This is a genomic window from Rhizobium sp. BK456, assembly GCF_014194045.1.
Classification (GTDB): domain Bacteria; phylum Pseudomonadota; class Alphaproteobacteria; order Rhizobiales; family Rhizobiaceae; genus Rhizobium; species Rhizobium redzepovicii.
Genome location: NZ_JACIAO010000022.1, coordinates 14,419 through 34,225 on the forward strand (window position 1 = coordinate 14,419; position 19,807 = coordinate 34,225).

General features: G+C 62.3%; 18 protein-coding genes. 13 read left to right on the plus strand and 5 right to left on the minus strand.

The window, feature by feature from the left end; genetic code table 11:
• Positions 1-21: 21 nt before the first annotated feature.
• On the plus strand, positions 22-1,662 hold the full coding sequence (locus tag FHX03_RS33720; protein WP_097629805.1) for an AMP-binding protein: 1,641 nt from the start codon (positions 22-24) through the stop codon (positions 1,660-1,662).
• Here FHX03_RS33720 and FHX03_RS33725 read toward each other — a convergent pair.
• From FHX03_RS33725 to secA, 3 genes are all read right to left on the minus strand, one after another.
• A complete protein-coding gene (locus FHX03_RS33725) occupies positions 1,659-2,936 on the minus strand; it encodes a GNAT family N-acetyltransferase (protein ID WP_097629804.1) in 1,278 nt (425 codons plus the stop codon). The two genes, FHX03_RS33720 and FHX03_RS33725, sit on opposite strands and share 4 nt — an antisense overlap.
• Positions 2,937-4,352, minus strand: coding sequence for a lipopolysaccharide biosynthesis protein (locus FHX03_RS33730; RefSeq protein ID WP_097629822.1), 1,416 nt, complete (start codon positions 4,350-4,352; stop codon positions 2,937-2,939). It abuts the gene before it with no gap.
• Positions 4,353-4,530: 178 nt separating this feature from the next.
• Complete coding sequence (secA, locus tag FHX03_RS33735) at positions 4,531-7,248, minus strand: preprotein translocase subunit SecA (protein WP_097629803.1); 2,718 nt, start codon at positions 7,246-7,248, stop codon at positions 4,531-4,533.
• A gap of 245 nt (positions 7,249-7,493) precedes the next feature.
• Here secA and FHX03_RS33740 point away from each other — a divergent pair, with 245 nt between their 5' ends.
• The 6 genes from FHX03_RS33740 (at position 7,494) to FHX03_RS33765 (ending at position 11,713) form a co-directional block, all read left to right on the plus strand.
• Positions 7,494-8,375 carry a peptidylprolyl isomerase gene (locus tag FHX03_RS33740; protein WP_097629802.1) on the plus strand — a complete coding sequence of 294 codons (882 nt, stop codon included), beginning with the start codon at positions 7,494-7,496 and terminating at the stop codon, positions 8,373-8,375.
• 115 nt (positions 8,376-8,490) lie between these two features.
• The gene (argJ, locus tag FHX03_RS33745) at positions 8,491-9,732 is read left to right on the plus strand and encodes a bifunctional glutamate N-acetyltransferase/amino-acid acetyltransferase ArgJ (protein ID WP_183857514.1); all 1,242 of its coding nucleotides are present in this window, start codon (positions 8,491-8,493) and stop codon (positions 9,730-9,732) included.
• Positions 9,713-10,519 carry a GNAT family N-acetyltransferase gene (locus tag FHX03_RS33750; RefSeq protein WP_097629801.1) on the plus strand — a complete coding sequence of 269 codons (807 nt, stop codon included), beginning with the start codon at positions 9,713-9,715 and terminating at the stop codon, positions 10,517-10,519. The genes argJ and FHX03_RS33750 overlap by 20 nt, the downstream gene beginning before the upstream one ends.
• On the plus strand, positions 10,516-10,929 hold the full coding sequence (gene mutT / locus FHX03_RS33755; protein ID WP_064840864.1) for an 8-oxo-dGTP diphosphatase MutT: 414 nt from the start codon (positions 10,516-10,518) through the stop codon (positions 10,927-10,929). The genes FHX03_RS33750 and mutT overlap by 4 nt, the downstream gene beginning before the upstream one ends.
• Before the next feature lie 229 nt (positions 10,930-11,158).
• Positions 11,159-11,476: a hypothetical protein gene (locus FHX03_RS33760; RefSeq protein WP_003582564.1), complete on the plus strand. Its 318-nt coding sequence runs from the start codon at positions 11,159-11,161 to the stop codon at positions 11,474-11,476.
• Positions 11,477-11,545: 69 nt separating this feature from the next.
• Positions 11,546-11,713, plus strand: coding sequence for a Flp family type IVb pilin (locus FHX03_RS33765; RefSeq protein WP_003590018.1), 168 nt, complete (start codon positions 11,546-11,548; stop codon positions 11,711-11,713).
• Positions 11,714-11,782: 69 nt separating this feature from the next.
• Here FHX03_RS33765 and FHX03_RS33770 read toward each other — a convergent pair whose 3' ends face one another.
• The gene (locus tag FHX03_RS33770) at positions 11,783-12,667 is read right to left on the minus strand and encodes a methyltransferase domain-containing protein (RefSeq protein WP_097629820.1); all 885 of its coding nucleotides are present in this window, start codon (positions 12,665-12,667) and stop codon (positions 11,783-11,785) included.
• Positions 12,668-12,743: 76 nt separating this feature from the next.
• Between FHX03_RS33770 and FHX03_RS33775 the strand changes: the two genes are divergently transcribed.
• Genes FHX03_RS33775 through FHX03_RS33790 form a run of 4 tightly spaced genes read left to right on the plus strand, consistent with a single transcriptional unit; the run spans position 12,744 to position 15,102 of the window.
• Entirely contained in the window at positions 12,744-13,520 is a 777-nt protein-coding gene (locus FHX03_RS33775) for a ComF family protein (RefSeq protein ID WP_183782372.1), read from the plus strand.
• A 31-nt stretch (positions 13,521-13,551) separates the two neighbouring features.
• Entirely contained in the window at positions 13,552-13,809 is a 258-nt protein-coding gene (gene grxC, locus FHX03_RS33780; protein ID WP_097629798.1) for a glutaredoxin 3, read from the plus strand.
• Positions 13,810-13,819: 10 nt separating this feature from the next.
• Positions 13,820-14,677, plus strand: coding sequence for a carbon-nitrogen hydrolase family protein (locus FHX03_RS33785; protein ID WP_183857507.1), 858 nt, complete (start codon positions 13,820-13,822; stop codon positions 14,675-14,677).
• A complete protein-coding gene (locus FHX03_RS33790) occupies positions 14,674-15,102 on the plus strand; it encodes a DUF1178 family protein (protein WP_097629796.1) in 429 nt (142 codons plus the stop codon). Before FHX03_RS33785 ends, FHX03_RS33790 begins: the two co-directional genes overlap by 4 nt.
• A gap of 28 nt (positions 15,103-15,130) precedes the next feature.
• Here the strand turns inward: FHX03_RS33790 and ubiG are convergent, their stop codons facing one another.
• The gene (gene ubiG / locus FHX03_RS33795; protein WP_097629795.1) at positions 15,131-15,877 is read right to left on the minus strand and encodes a bifunctional 2-polyprenyl-6-hydroxyphenol methylase/3-demethylubiquinol 3-O-methyltransferase UbiG; all 747 of its coding nucleotides are present in this window, start codon (positions 15,875-15,877) and stop codon (positions 15,131-15,133) included.
• Positions 15,878-16,173: 296 nt separating this feature from the next.
• On the opposite strand from ubiG, the gene FHX03_RS33800 reads away from it, so the two are divergent.
• The gene (locus FHX03_RS33800) at positions 16,174-17,448 is read left to right on the plus strand and encodes an aspartate kinase (protein WP_012559094.1); all 1,275 of its coding nucleotides are present in this window, start codon (positions 16,174-16,176) and stop codon (positions 17,446-17,448) included.
• 89 nt (positions 17,449-17,537) lie between these two features.
• Positions 17,538-19,805: a phosphoenolpyruvate--protein phosphotransferase gene (gene ptsP, locus FHX03_RS33805; protein ID WP_097629794.1), complete on the plus strand. Its 2,268-nt coding sequence runs from the start codon at positions 17,538-17,540 to the stop codon at positions 19,803-19,805.
• Positions 19,806-19,807 lie beyond the last annotated feature (2 nt).

The window sequence follows — 19,807 nt, forward strand, 5'->3', positions numbered from 1 at the left end:
AGCATTCACTGGATTTCGCCTATGCTACTGCCGTCCCACAATCGCTACGACGATCTCTATCGCGATTTTTCGTGGCGGATTCCCGAAGATTTCAATATCGGCCGCGCCGTCAGCGACGACTGGGCGGCGAGGGCGCCGGAGCGCGTCTGCCTCGAACATTTCAGCCCGGACGGGCATCACCGCAGTTTGACCTATCGCGCGCTCGCCGACCGTTCCTCGGCCTTTGCAAATGCGCTGGTTTCACTTGGCATAAAACGCGGCGATCGCGTCGCGCTGCTCCTGCCGCAATCCTTCGAGACGGTGATCGCGCATGTGTCGATCTACAAGACTGGCGCGATCGCCTTGCCGCTGGCGCTGCTCTTCGGCGTCGAGGCGCTGGAATACCGGCTGAAGGCGGCAGGGGTGGCGGCCGTCGTCACCAATGGCTTCGGTCTCGAGCGCATCCGGCAGATCCGGGAGCGCCTGCCGATGCTGAAACATATCGTCAGCATCGACGGGGCGACTGCCGATGCGGCCGACTTCGGCGAACTGGTGGATGGCCATTCTCCCGTCTTTGATGTCGTCAAGACCGGTCCGGACGATCCGGCGTTGATGATTTTCACCTCGGGAACGACAGGGCCGCCGAAGGGCGCGCTGCATGGCCACCGCGTCCTACCCGGCCATATTCCCGGCATGCAGTTTGCTCATGAGGGTTTTCCGAAAGCGGGCGACAAGGTCTGGACGCCGTCCGACTGGGCCTGGGCGGGCGGGCTGCTCAACGCGCTGCTGCCGAGCCTTCTGCTCGGCGTTCCCGTCGTCTCGTCGCCGGCGCAGAAATTCGACGCCGACATGGCCTATCGCATCATGGCCGAGATGGGGGTGCGCAACGCCTTCATTCCGCCGACGGCGCTGAGGTTGATGAGATCCGTTGCCGATCCGCGCTCGAAATACGATCTGGTGCTGCGCACCATCGGCTCGGCCGGAGAGGCGCTCGGCCGTGAGACCTATGAATGGGCGCAAAGGACGCTCGGCATCACCGTCAACGAATTCTACGGCCAGACGGAGTGCAATTTCGTGCTCTCGTCGAGCGCTGCCCATGGCGTGACCAGGGCCGGCGCCATTGGCCGCGCGGTACCCGGACACCGCGTCGCAATCGTCAGCGAAGCCGGTGACGAATTGCCGACGGGCGAACCGGGCCAGATCGCCATCGCCAGTCCCGATCCCGTGATGTTCCTCGGCTACTGGGACGATGCGGCGGCGACGAAACGAAAATTCGCAAAGAACTGGCTGCTCACCGGCGATGTCGGCCGGCAGGATGCCGATGGCTACGTCGCCTTCGAGGGCCGCGACGACGATGTCATCACCTCGTCGGGATATCGCATCGGCCCGGCCGAAATCGAGGATTGCCTGATCGGCCATCCCGCCGTGCAGCTTGCCGCCGCCGTCGGCAAACCCGATGCGGTGCGCACCGAGATCGTCAAGGCCTATATCGTTCTGTCGCTGGGCCATCAGCCAAGCGAGGCGCTGGCCGCCGATATCAGGGAATGGGTGAAGACGCGGCTTTCAATGCATGAATATCCGCGTGAGGTGGAATTCATCGATGCCTTGCCGCTGACGACCACCGGCAAGGTGATCCGCCGGCTGCTGCGCGAGAGGGCGGCGGCCGAAGGTCAGCCGTGCTAGCCCCGGCCGGCGAGCGACATGATCTTCTCGCGCAGCATTTTTGCCATGTTGCGGGTGCTGCGGTACATGTGGAGCTGGGCTGAGACCTGACGCATGTCGCGGTCGCTGTTCTGCGTCAGGCCGATCACCAGCGTTCCCATTTCCTCGCGCTCCTGCCAGAAGCGGCTCATGATCGGATGGTCCGAGACGGCGCAGGAATCGGAGCGGACGATATTGGCGTCGTCGAGATGCCATTCGGTGAGTTCGCTCATCAGCAGCTTGCCCGGCGAAAAGCGCGCATAGTTCTCGTCATAGGCGGTCTTCCAGGTATAGGCCTCGCCACCCATCATCAGCACGACGATGGCGGCGATCGCCTTGCCGTTGAGATCGATCGTGTGAATACGCACGGCATCGACGGCGGCAAGGTTCGACACCGCCTCGCGGGCGAAGGCCGTGTGATAACGATCGGTGACGAGAGCGCTTCGGCGCTTGCCCTTCCAGCCACCGGCTTCCATTGCCAGGAATTCCTCGAAGCGGATATGGATTTCGCGCGGTTGCCGGGCGACGGCATAGACCGCTGTTCCCAACTCCTCCAGCAGGCGCCACTGGCGGCGCATCTCGCGCATATGCGAGGAGGAGATGGTTTTGCCGAGATAGGCCGGCGCCTCTTCCTCGCTCTGCAGCATCGGGCGCAAATAGGGATTGGTGACGGTGACGGGAAGATTGCGGCTGAGCGCCACGGCCTTGATCATCCGCACGAAGATACCGTTCAGCCTGAGATCGGGCAGGACCACGATTCCGGGCAGATTGAGGTCGCGCGCGGTCAGTCCCTCGAAGAGATTGTCGAGAGTCTCGGCAGCATCCTCGCTGTCGACCAGCGGCGTGCCGAGCGGGCCGAAGCTGTTCGACCAGCCGCGGATGATCGATGGGCCGACGGCAAACCCCGGCTTGTCGACCGAAAACGGCATTAGAAAACGCATGCGGCTGCGGCCGGCATTGTGGTCGCGGATCAGGGCGAAGTTCACCTGCCGGTCTTCGAGCCGCGGCATGGCGGGCGCGAGGAAGCGGCCGGAGAAGAAGACGTTCGGCTCCATCGCCCGGTTGGAGAGGAAGTCGAGTTCTTCCTGCAGTTCATAGCCGAGCTTGCCGGGATAGAGGCAGAGTTCGCGCCCCGGCCGGCCGATCTCGGCGCGGGCCTCAGCCCGCGGCGCTTCGAAATGCAGCGCGGCGAGATCATGCACCATGCGGTTGGCAATGCTATCGGTGCTTTCGGTAACGGGAGGAATACGCACCATCTATCGAACTCTCATTTCTGGCGTTGCGGCGGAGGGGCTGGCAAAGGCGAAAAGGACGATGCCGAGTGTGCGGCGCACGGCAAGATGCAGCAGGATTGCCTCGACCGCCATGGCAGAAGCCGTGGCGATCGCGGTGCCCTCTATGCCGTAATGCGGGATCAAAGCGAGGTTGAGACCGACATTGGCGGTCAGAGCGCCGGCGTAGAGCGCGACGCAGAGGTTCTGCTTGCCAGCCATCATCAACAGCGTTTCGGCCGGGCCGACCAAAGACTTGGCGAGGATGCCGGCAAGCAGGATCGCCATGACCAGATAACCTGATGTGAAGACGCCGCCGAAGAGCGACAGCAGAAGATGGCCGGCGGCAAGTACCACAAGGCCGACGCCGAGTGCCGGCCAGAAAGTCCAGCGGGCGGCGTCGATGGCGGCGGTCGCCAGCTGGGCGTGGTCGCCTTCGGCGATGATCGAGGAAAAGCGCGGGCCGGAGGCTGCCTTGACCGAGAAATTGATGAAATGCACCAGCGCCATCGTCTTGGCGGCGGCGAAATAGATGGCGACATCGTGCGGCTCGAGGAAGATGCCGACGACGACGACATCGGAATTGGTGAGCAGGAAGCTCACGCCCTCGATCAGGAAAATCGGAAAAGCGACGCTGAACCAGGCGAGGAAATCGATTTTGCGCGGGCCTTCGTCATAATGCCGGCGAAGGCGATAGAGCGTTGCAGCATACTGGCCGAGCGCGGTGACGAAGGTCGCGACGAGCGCCGCCTGCATCGCGGTGACGGCCGTATGCTCGGCGCCGATGGCAATGGCGATGAGCATGAAGGCGATGATCAGGATCGGACGGACGATATAGACCGGGCTAAGCGCCATGACCGGCCAATGGTTCGCTCGCGACGTGCCTTCCAGAATGTCGCCGAGCGCGATCATCGGCATGGCAAGCAGGCCGAGGAATATCGGGACGAGATAATAGACTTGGATCATATGGCCGAATAAATGCAGCCCGAGCATGCCGGCGGCGAGCACCGCGGTGCCTGAAAGCAGCGCGAAGATGCGCGCCGTGCCGGTGAGGCCGCGGATTTCCTCGAAAGCGCCGGCCGCCCTGTATTGCGGCAGAAAGCGGATGATCGCCGTGTGGAACCCAAGACACGAGAGATCGCCGAAGACGACGACCAGCACCCAGACGAAAACGAAAATGCCATATTCATATTCGCCCATCAGCCGGGCAAGCACGATCTGGGAGATGAAGGCGAGGGCTGCGCTGAGGATTCGGATCGAAAAGGCCGTCAGCGCCATGCGCTGAGCGGCCGCCTTCTCACCACGTTCGGTGAGCACGGCCGCAAGCATGCGCAGCGCACGGCCGCCGATCGGGCGCAGACCCGCGGGCAGCATCTTTTCCGCTGTTTCTATGACCGCCATGATGAACACGCAAAACTCTGAAGGTCAGGCAAATCGTCCCGAAGTCTTGACAGAACAGGGTTAAGAAACGGTTCCGGATCGGGCTTGTCACCGATGCTGAAATCGCGGTTTTCCTGCGCGGCCGCGGAAAAGAAAATGCCGCCCGAAGGCGGCATTTTCACGATCTTTGGGGCTTGCCTCAGACCTGCTCGAAGGCGCCGTGGCAATGCTTGTATTTCTTGCCGGAACCGCAGGGGCAGGTCTCGTTGCGGCCGACCTTGCCCCAGGTAGCCGGGTCGTCCGGATTGCGGTTCTCCGGCGAAACGATGACTTCCGATGCCTGGTAGATCGCCGGGGCGAAATCGTCCTCGCCTGTGGTCGGATCGAGGTGATGGGCCTGCATCAGCGGCGGTTCGGGTTCGGCAGGGGCCTGCTGCACCAGCTCGACGCGCATCAGCTGGGCGGTCACGGCCTCGCGCAGATTGTTAAGGAGGCTCGTGAACAGCTCGAAGGCTTCCGACTTGTATTCCTGCAGCGGATCGCGCTGGGCATAGCCGCGGAAGCCGATGACGGAGCGCAGATGGTCGAGATTGACGATGTGCTCGCGCCAGAGATGATCGAGCGTCTGCATAACGATCGAGCGTTCGACATAATGCATAATGTCGTCGCCGAAACGCTCGGCCTTTTCGGTGAAGGCGGCGTTGGTGGCTTGCGTCAGGCGCTCGCGGATGTCGTCTTCGCCAATGCCTTCTTCCTTCACCCAGTCTTCGATCGGCAGGTCGAGATTGAGAATGTTCAGAGCACCGGTCTTCAGGCCGGCGGCATCCCATTGCTCGGCGTAGGCGCGCTCGGGGATATGCTTGTCGACCAGATCCTCGATCACCTCACGGCGCATGTCGGAAACGGTTTCGGAAATATTGGTCGATTCCATCAGTTCGAGGCGCTGCTCGAAGATCACCTTGCGCTGATCGTTGAGAACGTCGTCATACTTCAAGAGGTTCTTGCGGATATCGAAGTTGCGGGCTTCGACCTTCTTCTGCGCGCGCTCCAGAGCCTTGTTGATCCAAGGGTGGACGATCGCCTCGCCCTCCTTGAGGCCGAGCTTGGTCAGCATGCTGTCCATACGGTCGGAGCCGAAAATGCGCATCAGGTCGTCCTGAAGCGAGAGGTAGAATTTCGAGCGGCCGGGGTCGCCCTGACGGCCGGAGCGGCCGCGCAGCTGGTTGTCGATGCGGCGGCTTTCATGGCGTTCGGTGGCGATGACGTAGAGACCGCCGGCTTCCAGCGCCTTCTGCTTGAGTTCCTTGATCTCCTCGACGATTGCCTGGATCCGGGCTTCACGCTCCGGACCGGCTTCGACTTCGCCGAGTTCGCGCTCGATGCGCATCTCGAGGTTGCCGCCGAGCTGGATGTCGGTACCGCGGCCGGCCATATTAGTGGCGATCGTGATGGCGCCGGGCACACCGGCCTGGGCGACGATATAGGCTTCCTGCTCGTGGTAGCGGGCGTTCAGCACCTGGAAGTCGTCGAAGCCCTGTTTGCGCAGGCGCTCTGCGAGCAGTTCCGATTTCTCGATCGACGTGGTGCCGACCAGCACCGGCTGGCCGCGCTTATGGGCGTCGAGAATCTCCTCGATGATCGCCTTGAACTTCTCGTCGAAGGTCCGGTAAACCTCGTCGTCCTCGTCGATACGCTTGATCGGCAGGTTGGTCGGGACCTCGATGACGTCGAGGTTGTAGATATTCCCGAATTCTTCCGCTTCCGTCTGTGCCGTGCCGGTCATGCCGGCGAGCTTGGCGTACATGCGGAAATAGTTCTGGAAGGTGATCGAGGCCAGCGTCTGGTTTTCCGGCTGGATCTGCACCTTTTCCTTGGCTTCGAGCGCCTGGTGCTGGCCTTCGGAATAACGGCGGCCGGGCATCATGCGGCCGGTGAATTCGTCGATGATGACGACTTCGTCGTTGCGGACGATATAGTCCTTGTCGCGCTGGAAGAGCTTGTGGGCCTTCAGCGCGTTGTTGACGTGGTGGACGATCGCGACGTTCTCGATGTCGTAGAGCGCGTTGCCCTTCAAGAGGCCGGCCTGGCGGAGCAGGTCCTCCAGCTTCTCGGTGCCCTCTTCGGAGAAGTTGGCCGAGCGCTGCTTCTCGTCGATCTCGTAGTCGCTGGGGACGAGCAGCGGAATGAAGGCGTCGATCGTATTATAGAGTTCGGAGCGGTCGTCGAGCGGACCGGAGATGATCAGCGGCGTGCGCGCTTCGTCGACGAGGATCGAGTCCACTTCGTCTACAATCGCGAAGTTGTGGCCGCGCTGGACCATCTGGTTCTTCTCGTACTTCATGTTATCGCGCAGATAATCGAAGCCGAGTTCGTTGTTGGTGGCGTAGGTGATGTCGCAGGCATAGGCCGCGTGGCGTTCCTCGTCGGACAGGCCGTGGACGATGACGCCGGTGGTCATGCCGAGGAAACTGTAGACGCGGCCCATCGTCGCGGCATCGCGCTGGGCGAGGTAATCGTTGACGGTGACGACGTGCACGCCTTTGCCGGACAGCGCGTTCAGATAGACCGGCAGGGTGGCGACGAGGGTCTTGCCTTCGCCGGTCTTCATCTCGGCGATCGCATTCGAATGCAGGATCATGCCGCCGACCAGCTGTACGTCAAAAGGCCGCAGGCCGAGAACGCGGCGGGAGGCTTCGCGCACGACCGCGAAGGCCGGGATCAGGATGTCGTCGAGCGTCTTGCCCTCGGCGAGCAGAGCGCGAAACTCGACGGTCTTTGCCGCCAGCTGCTCGTCCGTCAGGGCCTTGGTCTTCTCTTCGATAGAGTTGATGGCAGCGACGTTCGGCTGGAAAGACCGCACGCGGCGGTCATTGGAGGACCCAAATAACTTGCGGGCTATACCGCCAAAGCTGACCATATGACTGGTCCTTTCTCAATATTCATCCCCGGCGTTTGTTGTTCGCTGCCCAGCCGAAAATCAGGCGCGCGACTTAAAACGCCCGGAAACTGTTCTGGACGCGAGGTTGCGTGACAGATAAGAGGGGGGTCGAATGATGTCAACGGATTTGGCGGATACAGAAAGGCCACAATCCGGTGTTGATGGCTATTTTGGGCCGATTCAGGCGATGCTGAAACCGGCGATGTAACTGTGAAGGGTATTTCATGTTGAGCACCAACAAACTTGCCGTTCTGGCTTTCGCAACTGTTGTTGCGTTCCAGGCCCCGGCCTATGCCGATGACGCCGTCATCGCTAAGGTCGGCAATCTGGAGATTCACCAGTCGGAACTCGACCTTGCCGTCGCTAATCTCGATCCGCAGCTGGCGCAGCTGCCCGACGACCAGAAGAAAGTCGCAGCCCTTTCCGCCGCCATCGACGTGAAGCTGCTCGCCGCCGACGCTGCGGCCGAGAAGCTCGATCAGACCGACGAATTCAAGAAGCGCATGCAGTATCTCACGGACCGCGAGCTGCACAACGCCTACTTCAAGAAGCATGTCGTCGACATCGTGACGCCTGAAGAAGTCAAGGCTCGCTACGACAAGGAAGTCGCCGCCCTGCCGAAGCAGGAGGAAGTCCACGCCCGACATATCCTCGTCAAGACCGAGGACGAAGCCAAGGACATCATCAAGCAGCTCGACGCCGGCAAGGATTTCGCCGAACTCGCCAAGGAAAAGTCCACCGACCCGAACAAGTCGGAAGGCGGCGACCTCGGCTATTTCTCGCGCGGCCGCATGGTCAAGGAATTCGAGGACGCAGCCTTCGCGCTTGAGAAGGGTACCTATTCCAAGACTCCTGTTAAAACCGATTTCGGTTATCATGTCATCAAGGTCGAGGATAAGCGCGACGCCCCGCCGCCGCCCTTCGAGCAGGTGCAGGACCAGGTTCGTCAGCTCGTCATGCGCGACAAGTATCTTGAGCTTCTGAATAAGGCGAAGGCCTCGGCCAAGATCGAAATCAGCGACGAGACGCTGCGCAAGGGTTACGACCAGGCCAACAAACAGCCGGAACCGGGCAGTGAGCCCGTCGCGCCGGCGCCGAAGCAGTAATAGTCGCATCAGGGCCCGGTTTTTCCGGGCCCTTTAATATCGTTGTTGTTGTCGCATTTCCGGACGGCGAACCGTTTTCGATTCCGCCTGGAAATGCCCATTGGCAGGTTTCATCATGTCCGGTTCCGTCTCTCCGCTCGCCCCGAAATCCTTCGTCTCGATGCCGCCGCTGCGCGGCGTGCGCATGGCAACGGCTTCCGCCGGCATCAAGTACAAGAACCGCACCGATGTGCTGCTGATGGTCTTCGACAAGCCGGCGGCCGTTGCGGGCGTCTTCACCCGCTCGAAGTGCCCGTCGGCGCCGGTGGATTTCTGCCGCGCCAACCTGCCGCATGGCAGTGCACGTGCGGTGGTCGTCAACTCAGGCAATGCCAATGCCTTCACCGGCCTGAAGGGCCGCCAGGCGACTGCACTGACGGCGAAGTCGGCAGCATCAGCTGTCGGCTGCGGCGAAAACGAGGTCTACCTGGCCTCGACCGGCGTCATCGGCGAGCCGCTCGACGCCACAAAATTCGCCGGCGTGCTCGACCGGATGCAGACCGAAGCCACCGGCGACTTCTGGTTCGAGGCCGCCAAGGCGATCATGACGACCGACACCTATCCCAAGGTTTCGACCCGCAGCGCCGAGATCGGCGGCGTTGCAGTGACGATCAACGGCATTGCCAAGGGTGCCGGCATGATCGCGCCCGATATGGCGACGATGCTGTCCTTCGTCGTCACCGATGCCGATATTGCGCCCGCCGCGCTGCAGGTGCTGCTGTCGGATGGCGTCGGGCCGACCTTCAATTCCATGACCGTCGACAGTGATACCTCCACATCCGATACGCTGATGCTGTTTGCGACGGGGGCTGCGGCCGAGGACGGCCAAGCCCGTATCGAACGCGCCGACGATCCGCGCCTTGCCGCTTTTCGCGCCGCGCTCAACGAAGTGCTGAAGGATCTGTCGCTGCAGGTGGTGCGCGACGGCGAGGGCGCCACCAAGATGCTCGAAATCACCGTGACGGGCGCCGAGAGCGATGCCGCCGCCAAGCGCATCGGGCTGTCGATCGCCAACTCGCCACTGGTCAAGACGGCGGCCGCCGGCGAAGACGCCAATTGGGGCCGCATCGTGATGGCCGTCGGCAAATCCGGCGAGATGGCCGACCGCGACCGGCTCGCCATCTGGTTCGGCGATGTCAGGGTCGCCGTCAATGGCGAGCGTGACCCGGATTATTCCGAGGCTGCGGCCACTAATGTCATGAAAGCGCAGGATATCCCCGTCAAAGTCGATATCGGTCTCGGCACCGGCACGGCAACCGTCTGGACCTGCGACCTCACCAAGGAATATGTTGCGATCAATGGCGACTATCGGAGCTGATCGTTCGTTGGTGCAGACATCCATCTCTTCTCAGAATCTGCCGTTGGTGCGCAGGCTGGAGGCCGTCGGCTTTCGTGCCTGGCCGGCGGCATCCGTCCAATATGACGGCAGCTGGCAGGTGCGGCTGACGGCCGGCCACCCGTCCAACCGGCTGAATTCGATCGTGCCGCTCGATCCCTCGGACTATCGCGACGTCGAAATCCGCCTGGAAAAGGCAAGCCGGAAATTCGAAGCCTATGGCCGCACCGCCGTGGTCCGCCAGACGCCGCTTGCCTCGCCGGTGCTGATCGATCTTCTCCGCGCGCAGAACTGGAAGCAATTCGACGAGACGGTGGTGATGACCTGCGACCTGGCCGAGGCCGAGCTGCCAGATACGCTCGATCACCTGCCGACCCATGATGTCGGACGTTTCGTTGACGCCAATCTTGCCGTCGACCGGGCGCCACTGAGTTTGAAGCCGGCGCTTGCCGAAATCATTTCGGCGATCAAGCCGCCATCGGGCCTGTTCATGATCGAGAATGCGGCGGACGGGCCGCTGGCGACCGTGCTCTGCGTCCAGGACAACGATCTTGCCGGCATCATGTCGCTTTCGGTCTCCGAAACGCGGCGGCGCGAGGGGCTCGGCACCGAGATCCTAACCTCGGCGCTGCGCTGGGCGCGCATGCGCAGCGCGCGATCGGCCTGGCTGCAGGTGAAACTGTCCAACCGTCCGGCCATCACACTCTATGAACGGCTCGGTTTTCGCGACGCCTATCACTATTGCTATTGGCAGCAGGAGCCGCGATGAGCGAGGCAGGCCGGAAGATATTGCTGGTCGCCGCCTGTGCGCTGATCGATGCCGATGGGCGTATCCTCTTGGCACAGCGTCCCGAGGGAAAGTCGCTTGCTGGATTGTGGGAGTTTCCCGGCGGCAAGGTCGAGCCCGGCGAGACGCCGGAGGAAACTCTGGTGCGCGAGCTTGAGGAAGAGCTCGGCATCAAGACCAAGATTGCCTGCCTGGCACCGCTGACCTTTGCGAGCCATTCCTACGAAACCTTCCATCTCTTGATGCCGCTTTATATCTGCCGGCGTTATGAAGGCATTCCGCAGGGTCAAGAGGGCCAGGCATTGAAATGGGTGCGCCCGCAGGCGCTGCGCGATTACCCGATGCCGCCGGCTGACGAGCCGTTGATCCCGATGCTGCAAGATCTACTTTAAACCGCGTCTCGTTGAACTTGATTCGCGCGACGCGGTTCAAATTTAATTGCATGGCATGTCGTTATCCTGGAGCCGCGGCCCACTTCCGGACGACATCCATTAGCGTTACCTGATTATTATCACGCCACGGCGTTTTCGGCTGTGGATATTAATGGATCGTTTAACACCTTCTGCCAAAGATCGGCCTCAATCAAGCATCTGGCGTGCGTGTATTAAAAGGCTTGACGTCATGGACGATGATTTCTGGAAAGCTGTCCGGGAAAAGGAACGGGTTTCGTCTGCCTCGCGCAGGACGGGTGCGCTCAATATCGCCCTTTTGTTCGGCACGGCGGTGGTCGCCCTGACGCTTATCCTGACACCGATGCTTGCGGATTCCTCGAAGAAGAGCGTCTTTGCCAGCGCACCGGCGGAATTCGATACGATGACGACGGGATCGATCCCGAAGAGCGAAAGCGGCAAGCGTTATACGATCCGCCGCAGCGTCCTCCAGGATACGCCCGGCTCTGTCTGTGTGGTCCAGGGCTACGGCGTCGGCGCCGGTTGCTGAAAATGCCGGCCATCACGTGATGGTCGTGGAATGCTCGTTTGCTTTCAGTTTGCGCTAAGGGTTGGGGTAATGCGTATTTTTAAAGCATTTCTTGCGGACGACGCAGGTGCGACGGCGGTCGAATACGGCTTGATCGCCGCTATCATTTGCACCGCGCTCGTCTCCGGCCTTGGCTTCTTCACCGGCGCCTTGCAGAACGTCTTCAACGTGATCAACAACAATATGACCGTCAACTGAAGCAGCAGTTGGCTCAACTGTTGCAGCGTGATGTTGTCCGAAACCGCTCACAGTTTTCGGCGTCGCGCCCTATTGCCTGAGCTTGTGCTCGTCCACGTTGAGCGCATCGGCAAGGCGTGCCTTGGCCGAACCCGGCTGAAGTGGCTTCTGCTGGCTCTCGTGGGGAGCCCACCCGGAGACATAGATGATCGAAAAGGTCGCGCGAATACGTCCGTCGGGATCTGAATAGCGCTCGGCGTAGATCTCTGCCGCGCGCAGAAAGAAGGCACGCGTTAGCGGTATGCGGCTGCGGGCGGCAAGCGGATTGCTCATGCCCATGGCTCGGAGATCCCGCATCAGCGGAAAGAGCGAATCATAGCGTACCGTGTAGTTTTCCGCGTCGATCACCGGCAGCGTGAAGCCGGCGCGCTGCATCAGGCTGCCGATATCGCGCACATCGGCGAAGGGAATAACGCGCGGGCTTGCGCCGCCTGTCATCTCGACCTCGGCGGCGAGCAGCACGTCGCGCAGTTCCTGCAGCGTGCCGGCACCGGGGATCGCAGCCAGGAACAGGCCGTCCGGCTTAAGGGCGCGGCGGATCTGGATGAAAACACCAGGCGTGTCGTTGGTCAGGTGCAGGCTAAGTGGCGCAAGGACGAGATTGGTCGATTGCGGCTCGAGCGGCACATCTTCGAGCGGCGCCTCGGTCAAGGTTTCGCCTTGGGTCGCATAGGCCTTCTCGCTTTCGACACGGATCATACTGCCGATCTTGCCGGTCGCCAACGCGGCACGGGCGGCGGCTCCGGTCGTGCCATGCAGTTCGACGCCGGTTTCGAAGGTCCGCTCGACCACAGCAAGCCTCTCGGCCATTTCCTCGGCGGCGATATCGAGCAGGAAGGCGGCTTTCGGGTCGTTATTGGCAAGCGCGCGATGGCGATGCGCGGCGATCAGGGTTTTATCGAAGATCGTTTCCATAACGATGTCCTTAATCCCGCTCTGTAGCAGCGGCAAGGCGATTTCCTTTCGCGGAGAACAGGCTACTCTCTGCCGCATGGGGCCGATCGATGGCGAAACACGGGTGGAGTTCTTGCGGGCGCAGCTCTTGCGGCCGTTTTCGGCGCTTGCCGATTTTCTCTATCCGCCAGCCTGTTCCGTCTGCGGCATTTCCACCGGCGGCCATCGCGGGCTCTGCGCGAAATGCTGGTCCGGCATCCGCTTCATCGAACGACCCTATTGCGAGGTGCTCGGCATTCCCTTCTCGCACGATCTCGGCGCCGGCATCCTCAGCGCCGAGGCGATCGCTAGCCCGCCGCCCTTCGACCGGCTGCGGTCGGCGGCAACGCACGACCGTGCGGTGCGTGATCTCGTTCATGGGCTCAAATATCGCGATCGCACCGATCTGGCGCCGATGATGGCCGCCTGGATGCTGCGCGCCTCCGACGGGACGGTTGAAAGCTGCGACACGCTAATCCCGGTGCCGCTGCACCGTACCCGGATGCTGGCGCGCAAATTCAACCAGGCAGCCGAACTTGCCCGTCACATGGCAAGGCTGTCAGGCAAGCCGCTGCTGGCCGCCACGCTTATTCGCGTCAAGCGCACCAGCCAGCAGGTCGGCCTCGGCGCGAAGGCGCGCGAGGATAATGTCAGGAGCGCTTTCGCGATTGCCAAGGGTTGCGAAAACGACATTTTCGGCAAGCGCATCGTCCTCGTCGACGACGTCTACACGACTGGAGCGACGGTCGCCGCGGCAAGCCGGACGCTGCGCAAGGCAGGTGCGGCCGACATAACGGTTTTGACCTTTGCAAGGGCTCTCTCCGAGCCTATATGACAGAAATACCCGGCATCCGTCTGGAGAGATTATGGTACCCGTCACCATCTATACGCGGCAGTTCTGCGGCTATTGCACCCGCGCCAAGTCCCTTCTCGAAGAAAAGGGCGTAGATTACGTCGAGCACGATGCGACATATTCACCGGACCTTCGCCAGGAAATGATCGGCAAGTCGAACGGCCGCACCACCTTTCCGCAGATCTTCATCGGCGCCGATCATATCGGCGGCTGCGACGATCTGTTTGCGCTCGATCGGGCCGGCAAGCTCGATCCAATGCTGGCGGCCTGAGGACGAACCGATGAGCTTCAAGGCCGCCGCCGTCCAGATGTGCTCCGGGGTCGACCCGCTTAAGAACGCCGCCGCCATGGCGCGGCTGGTGCGCGAGGCTGTCGCCCAGGGCGCGACCTATGTGCAGACGCCTGAGATGACCGGCATGCTGCAGCGCGACCGCGCGGCGGCGCGTGCGGTGCTCACAGACGAGACGCATGACATCATCGTCAAGACCGGCTCCGAACTCGCCCGGGAACTCGGCATCCATATGCATGTCGGCTCGACCGCGATCGCCCTTGCCGACGGTAAGATCGCCAATCGCGGCTTCCTGTTCGGCCCCGACGGCAGGATCCTCAATCGCTACGACAAGATCCACATGTTCGATGTCGACCTCGACAATGGCGAGAGCTGGCGTGAAAGTGCCGCCTATACGGCCGGCTCGGAGGCGCGCGTCTTGTCGCTGCCTTTTGCCGAAATGGGCTTTGCGATCTGCTACGACGTGCGTTTTCCGGCGCTCTTCCGCGCTCAGGCGGTTGCCGGTGCCGAGGTGATGACGGTTCCGGCTGCCTTCACAAAGCAGACCGGCGAGGCGCACTGGGAGATCCTCCTCAGGGCGCGCGCGATCGAGAACGGCGTCTTTGTCATTGCCGCCGCGCAGGCCGGCCGGCACGAGGACGGGCGCGAGACTTTCGGCCATTCGATGATCGTCGATCCCTGGGGCACGGTGCTGGCCTCGGCCGGCCCCACCGGCGAGGCGGTCATCATTGCCGAGATCGACCCCAGCGCCGTCAAGGCCGCGCATGACAAGATCCCGAACCTCAGGAACGGCCGGGAATTCTCGGTCGAAAAGATTGCGGGAGCAATCGCCGGAGGCGTCGCCGCTTGATCCGCTATTCCCTCACTTGCGACAATGCCCATGAATTCGAAGGCTGGTTTTCTGAAAGCGCCGATTTCGACCGCCAGGTCGCGACCGGTTTCTTGACCTGCCCGGTCTGTCATTCCGCCGCCGTCTCTAAGCTGTTGATGGCACCTTCGGTATCGACGGCACGCAGGAAGGACGAGAGGCAGACGCTGGCGATGGATGCCATGCGCCAGGAGGCACTGCAAAAGCTCAAGCAAGCGGTCGCGGCGGTCAAGGCCAATTCCGAGGATGTCGGCACGCAGTTTCCCGAGGAAGCCCGCAAGATCCATTATGGCGAGGCGGATGCCCGCGGCATTATCGGCCAGGCGACGGTCGACGAGGCGCAGGCGCTGCTCGAAGAGGGCATCGAGATTGCTGCCATTCCCGTGTTGCCCGAGGATGTGAACTGACGTCCGCGCGTCTGGCCTTCCGGTGGAGTTATGCAGACCGCTTGGCCAACAGCATATAATTCACGTCCATATCTTTGGACAGGTTCCATTGGTTCGACAGCGGATTGAAGAAGACACCGGTGCGGTCGGTGATCTCGATGCCGCTTGCCGTCAATGGCCTTTCCAGCTCTTCTGGGCGCACCAGCTTCTCATATTGGTGGGTGCCGCGCGGCAGCCAGCGCAGAATATTCTCGGCGGCGAAGATGGCAAGGGCTGCCGCCTTCATCGTGCGGTTGATGGTCGCAACGAAGATCAGGCCACCGGGGCGGACCATTTTTGCGCAGGTCGTCATGAAGAATTCGACGTCGGCGACGTGCTCGACCACTTCCATGTTCAGAACGATATCAAAGGTTTCGCCGGCGTCGGCGAGCTCCTCGGCGGTGACGGCGCGATAGTCGACCGAAACGCCGGAGGCCTTGGCATGGGTCGAGGCGATGCCGATATTCTTCTCGGACGGATCGGCGCCGGTGACGGAAGCGCCCATGCGGGCGACAGGTTCGGACAACAGGCCGCCGCCGCAGCCGATATCAAGCACGCGCAGACCTTCCAGCGGACGCGCGCTCTTCGGATCACGGCCGAAATTCTCGCAGGCCTTGTCTCTTATATAGGCGAGGCGGACGGGATTGAATTTGTGCAGCGGTTTGAACTTGCCGGTCGGGCTCCACCATTCCGCTGCCATCGCCGAGAAGCGGTCCACTTCGCCCTGGTCGATCGTGCTTCTGGCGCCTTCCGTCATCGTCCACTCCTTCGTTCGCAGGATGTGAAGTCGGACGATCGGAGGCATAAGTCAAGGGGCGCGGACCAGAGGACTGAGGAGCGCGGAGCTGCTCGCCAACCGCTTTTGTCGTGCGCGCTTGCCTCCCCCCGCCAAACTCGCTAAGAGACGCCGCAACTTGGGGCCTTGGGGACCCGGGCTTTTAGAGCGGTTCCAGAAGTCGGGAGCCGGCTCTCCGGCCAAGCGGTCCGCCCCAGAGCTTTCGTGATGCCGGGTCCGGTTTTCCGCTTTCCCGGCGCCAGTCGTGGTAGAGGCATATGGCACGCATCGTAATGAAATTCGGCGGCACGTCCGTCGCTGACCTGGACCGCATCAAGAACGTCGCCCGCCATGTCAAACGCGAAGTCGACGCCGGCCACGAGGTGGCGGTGGTGGTGTCGGCCATGTCCGGCAAGACCAATGAGCTGGTCGGCTGGGTGCAGGGCATGCCGAAGGTGATCGGCGCCAATTCGCCGTTTTACGATGCGCGCGAATATGACGCGGTGGTCGCTTCCGGCGAGCAGGTAACCTCGGGACTGCTGGCGATCGCTTTGCAGGCGATGGATATCAATGCGCGCTCTTGGCAGGGATGGCAGATCCCGATCCGCACCGATAACGCCCATGGCGCGGCGCGGATCATGGAGATCGACGGTTCCGACATCGTCAAGCGGATGGGCGAGGGGCAGGTTGCCGTCATCGCCGGCTTCCAGGGACTGGGACCCGACAACCGGCTCGCGACGCTTGGCCGCGGCGGATCGGACACCTCGGCCGTCGCGATCGCGGCGGCTGTCAAGGCGGATCGCTGCGATATCTATACAGATGTCGACGGCGTCTACACAACCGATCCGCGCATCGTGCCGAAGGCGCGCAGGCTGAAGAAGATCGCCTTCGAGGAAATGCTCGAAATGGCCTCGCTCGGTGCCAAGGTGCTGCAGGTGCGCTCGGTCGAGCTCGCCATGGTGCACAAGGTGCGCACCTTCGTGCGCTCGTCATTCGAAGATCCCGATGCTCCGGGCATGGGCGATCTGCTAAACCCGCCCGGAACGCTGATTTGTGACGAGGATGAAATCGTGGAACAGGAAGTAGTCACCGGCATCGCCTATGCCAAGGATGAGGCTCAGATCTCGCTTCGCCGTCTTGCCGACCGGCCGGGCGTCTCCGCGGCGATCTTCGGGCCGCTCGCCGAATCCCATATCAATGTCGACATGATCGTCCAGAATATCTCCGAGGATGGGTCGAAGACCGACATGACCTTCACGGTGCCATCGGGCGACGTCGAGAAGGCGATCAAGGTGCTTAGCGACCATAAGGAGAAGATCGGCTACGATGTCGTGCAGAACGAATCGGGGCTGGTGAAAGTCTCGGTCATCGGCATCGGCATGCGCAGCCACGCCGGCGTTGCTGCTACCGCATTTCGTGCACTTGCCGAAAAAGGCATCAACATCAAGGCGATCACCACCTCCGAGATCAAGATTTCCATCCTGATCGACGGTCCTTATGCAGAACTCGCTGTCAGGACTTTGCATTCCTGCTACGGTCTGGATAAGAATTGATTCCCAGTGGGCGGCCTGCCCCTTCAGGTTGAGGAGACGAGGGCCGGCCCGCCGGGACTGAGTGCTTTGTTTCGGGAGCTTGAGACGCCATGAGAGACCTTTCCGGCGGTCCGCGCGTGCTGCTCAGGCGGTTGCGCGAGTTGATGGCGGAGCCGCTGGAGCCGCAGGATCGTCTTGACCGGATCGTCCGCCAGATCGCCGGTAACATGGTGGCCGAGGTCTGCTCGGTTTACGTGCTGCGCGCCGATGGCGTGCTCGAACTCTATGCCACCGAAGGCCTCAACCGCGAAGCCGTGCACCTGGCGCAATTGAAGATGGGGCAGGGCCTGGTCGGCACGATTGCTGCCTCGGCCCAGCCGCTGAACCTTTCCGACGCACAGTCGCATCCTGCGTTCCGCTACCTGCCGGAAACCGGCGAAGAGATCTACCATTCCTTCCTCGGCGTGCCGATCCTTCGGACCGGGCGCTCGCTCGGCGTTCTCGTCGTGCAGAACAAGGCGAGCCGTACCTATCGCGAGGAAGAGCTGGAAGCGCTCGAGACGACGGCGATGGTGCTCGCCGAGATGATCGCCACCGGCGAGCTGAAAAAGATCACCAAGCCGGGCCTCGAACTCGACCTGACGCGTTCGGTAACCGTCGACGGCGACACGTATAATGACGGCATCGGCCTCGGTTACGTCGTGCTGCACGAGCCGCGCATCGTCGTCACCAACCTGCTCAACGAAGATGCGGAGAAGGAAATCCGGCGGCTCGCCGAAGCCATGGGCTCGCTCAGGATCTCGATCGACGACATGCTGTCGCGCCGCGACGTGTCGATGGAAGGCGAGCACCGCGAGGTGCTCGAAACCTATCGCATGTTCGCGCATGACCAGGGCTGGGTCCGCAAGCTCGAGGAGGCGATCCGCAACGGCCTGACGGCGGAAGCGGCGGTCGAGAAGGTGCAGAGCGACACCAAGGCGCGGATGATGCGGTTGACCGACCCCTATCTGCGCGAACGCATGCATGATTTCGAGGATCTGGCGAACCGGCTGCTCAGACAATTGACCGGGTATACCGGGCGGACGACCGCCGAAGGTTTCCCCAACGACGCGGTCATCCTGGCGCGCGCCATGGGGGCGGCCGAACTGCTCGATTATCCGCGCGCCAATGTGCGCGGGCTGGTGCTGGAAGAAGGCGCGGTGACGAGCCACGTGGTGATCGTTGCGCGGGCCATGGGTATTCCGGTCATCGGCCAGGCGGCCGGTGTCGTGGCGCTCGCCGAGAACGGCGATGCCGTGATCATCGACGCCGACGAGGGGCATGTGCATCTCAGGCCGATGGCCGATCACCGACGTTCCTACGAGGAAAAGGTTCGCTTCCGCGCCAGGCGGCAGGAGCAGTTCCGGGCGCTGCGCGCCGTCGAGCCGGTGACCAAGGATGGGCAGCGGATCGCGCTGATGATGAATGCCGGGCTGCTGGTCGACCTGCCGCAGCTTTCGGAATCGGGTGCCGAGGGCATTGGCCTCTTCCGCACCGAACTGCAGTTCATGATCGCCTCCACCATGCCGAAGGCGGACGAGCAGGAGCAGTTCTATCGCAATGTGATAAAACAGGCGGCGGGCCGCCCCGTCACCTTCCGCACGCTCGATATCGGCGGCGACAAGGTCGTGCCCTATTTCCGCGGTCACGAGGAAGAAAATCCCGCACTCGGCTGGCGCGCCATCCGGCTGTCGCTCGACCGGCCGGGGCTATTGCGCACCCAGCTGCGCGCCCTCCTGAAGGCTTCGGCCGATACCGAGCTGAAGCTGATGGTGCCGATGGTGACCGAGGTTTCCGAGCTGAAGGTGGTGCGCGAGCTGCTGCAGAAGGAAGTGCAGCATCTGTCGCGTTTCGGCCACGGGCTGCCGCGCAAGCTGCAATTCGGAGCGATGCTGGAGGTGCCTGCACTGCTTTGGCAGCTCGACGAGCTGATGGAGGCGGTGGATTTCGTTTCGGTCGGTTCGAACGACCTTTTCCAGTTCTCGATGGCGGTCGATCGCGGCAATGCGCGGGTCTCGGACCGGTTCGACCCGCTCGGCAAACCGTTTTTGCGCATTCTGCGCGACATCGTGCGCGGCGCCGATCGGAACAGGACGCCGGTGACGCTTTGCGGCGAACTCGCCAGCAAGCCCATCTCGGCAATGGCGCTGCTCGGCATCGGCTTCCGCTCGATCTCGATGTCGCCGGCCTCGATCGGACCGGTGAAGGCGATGCTGCTCGGGCTCGATGTCGGGGCGCTGGCAACGGCGATGGCCGAGGTGCTGGACGATGTCCACGCCACGACGCCGATGCGCGAGGTGCTTGCCCGCTTCGCCGAGAGCCACAATATTCCCCTTTAGGC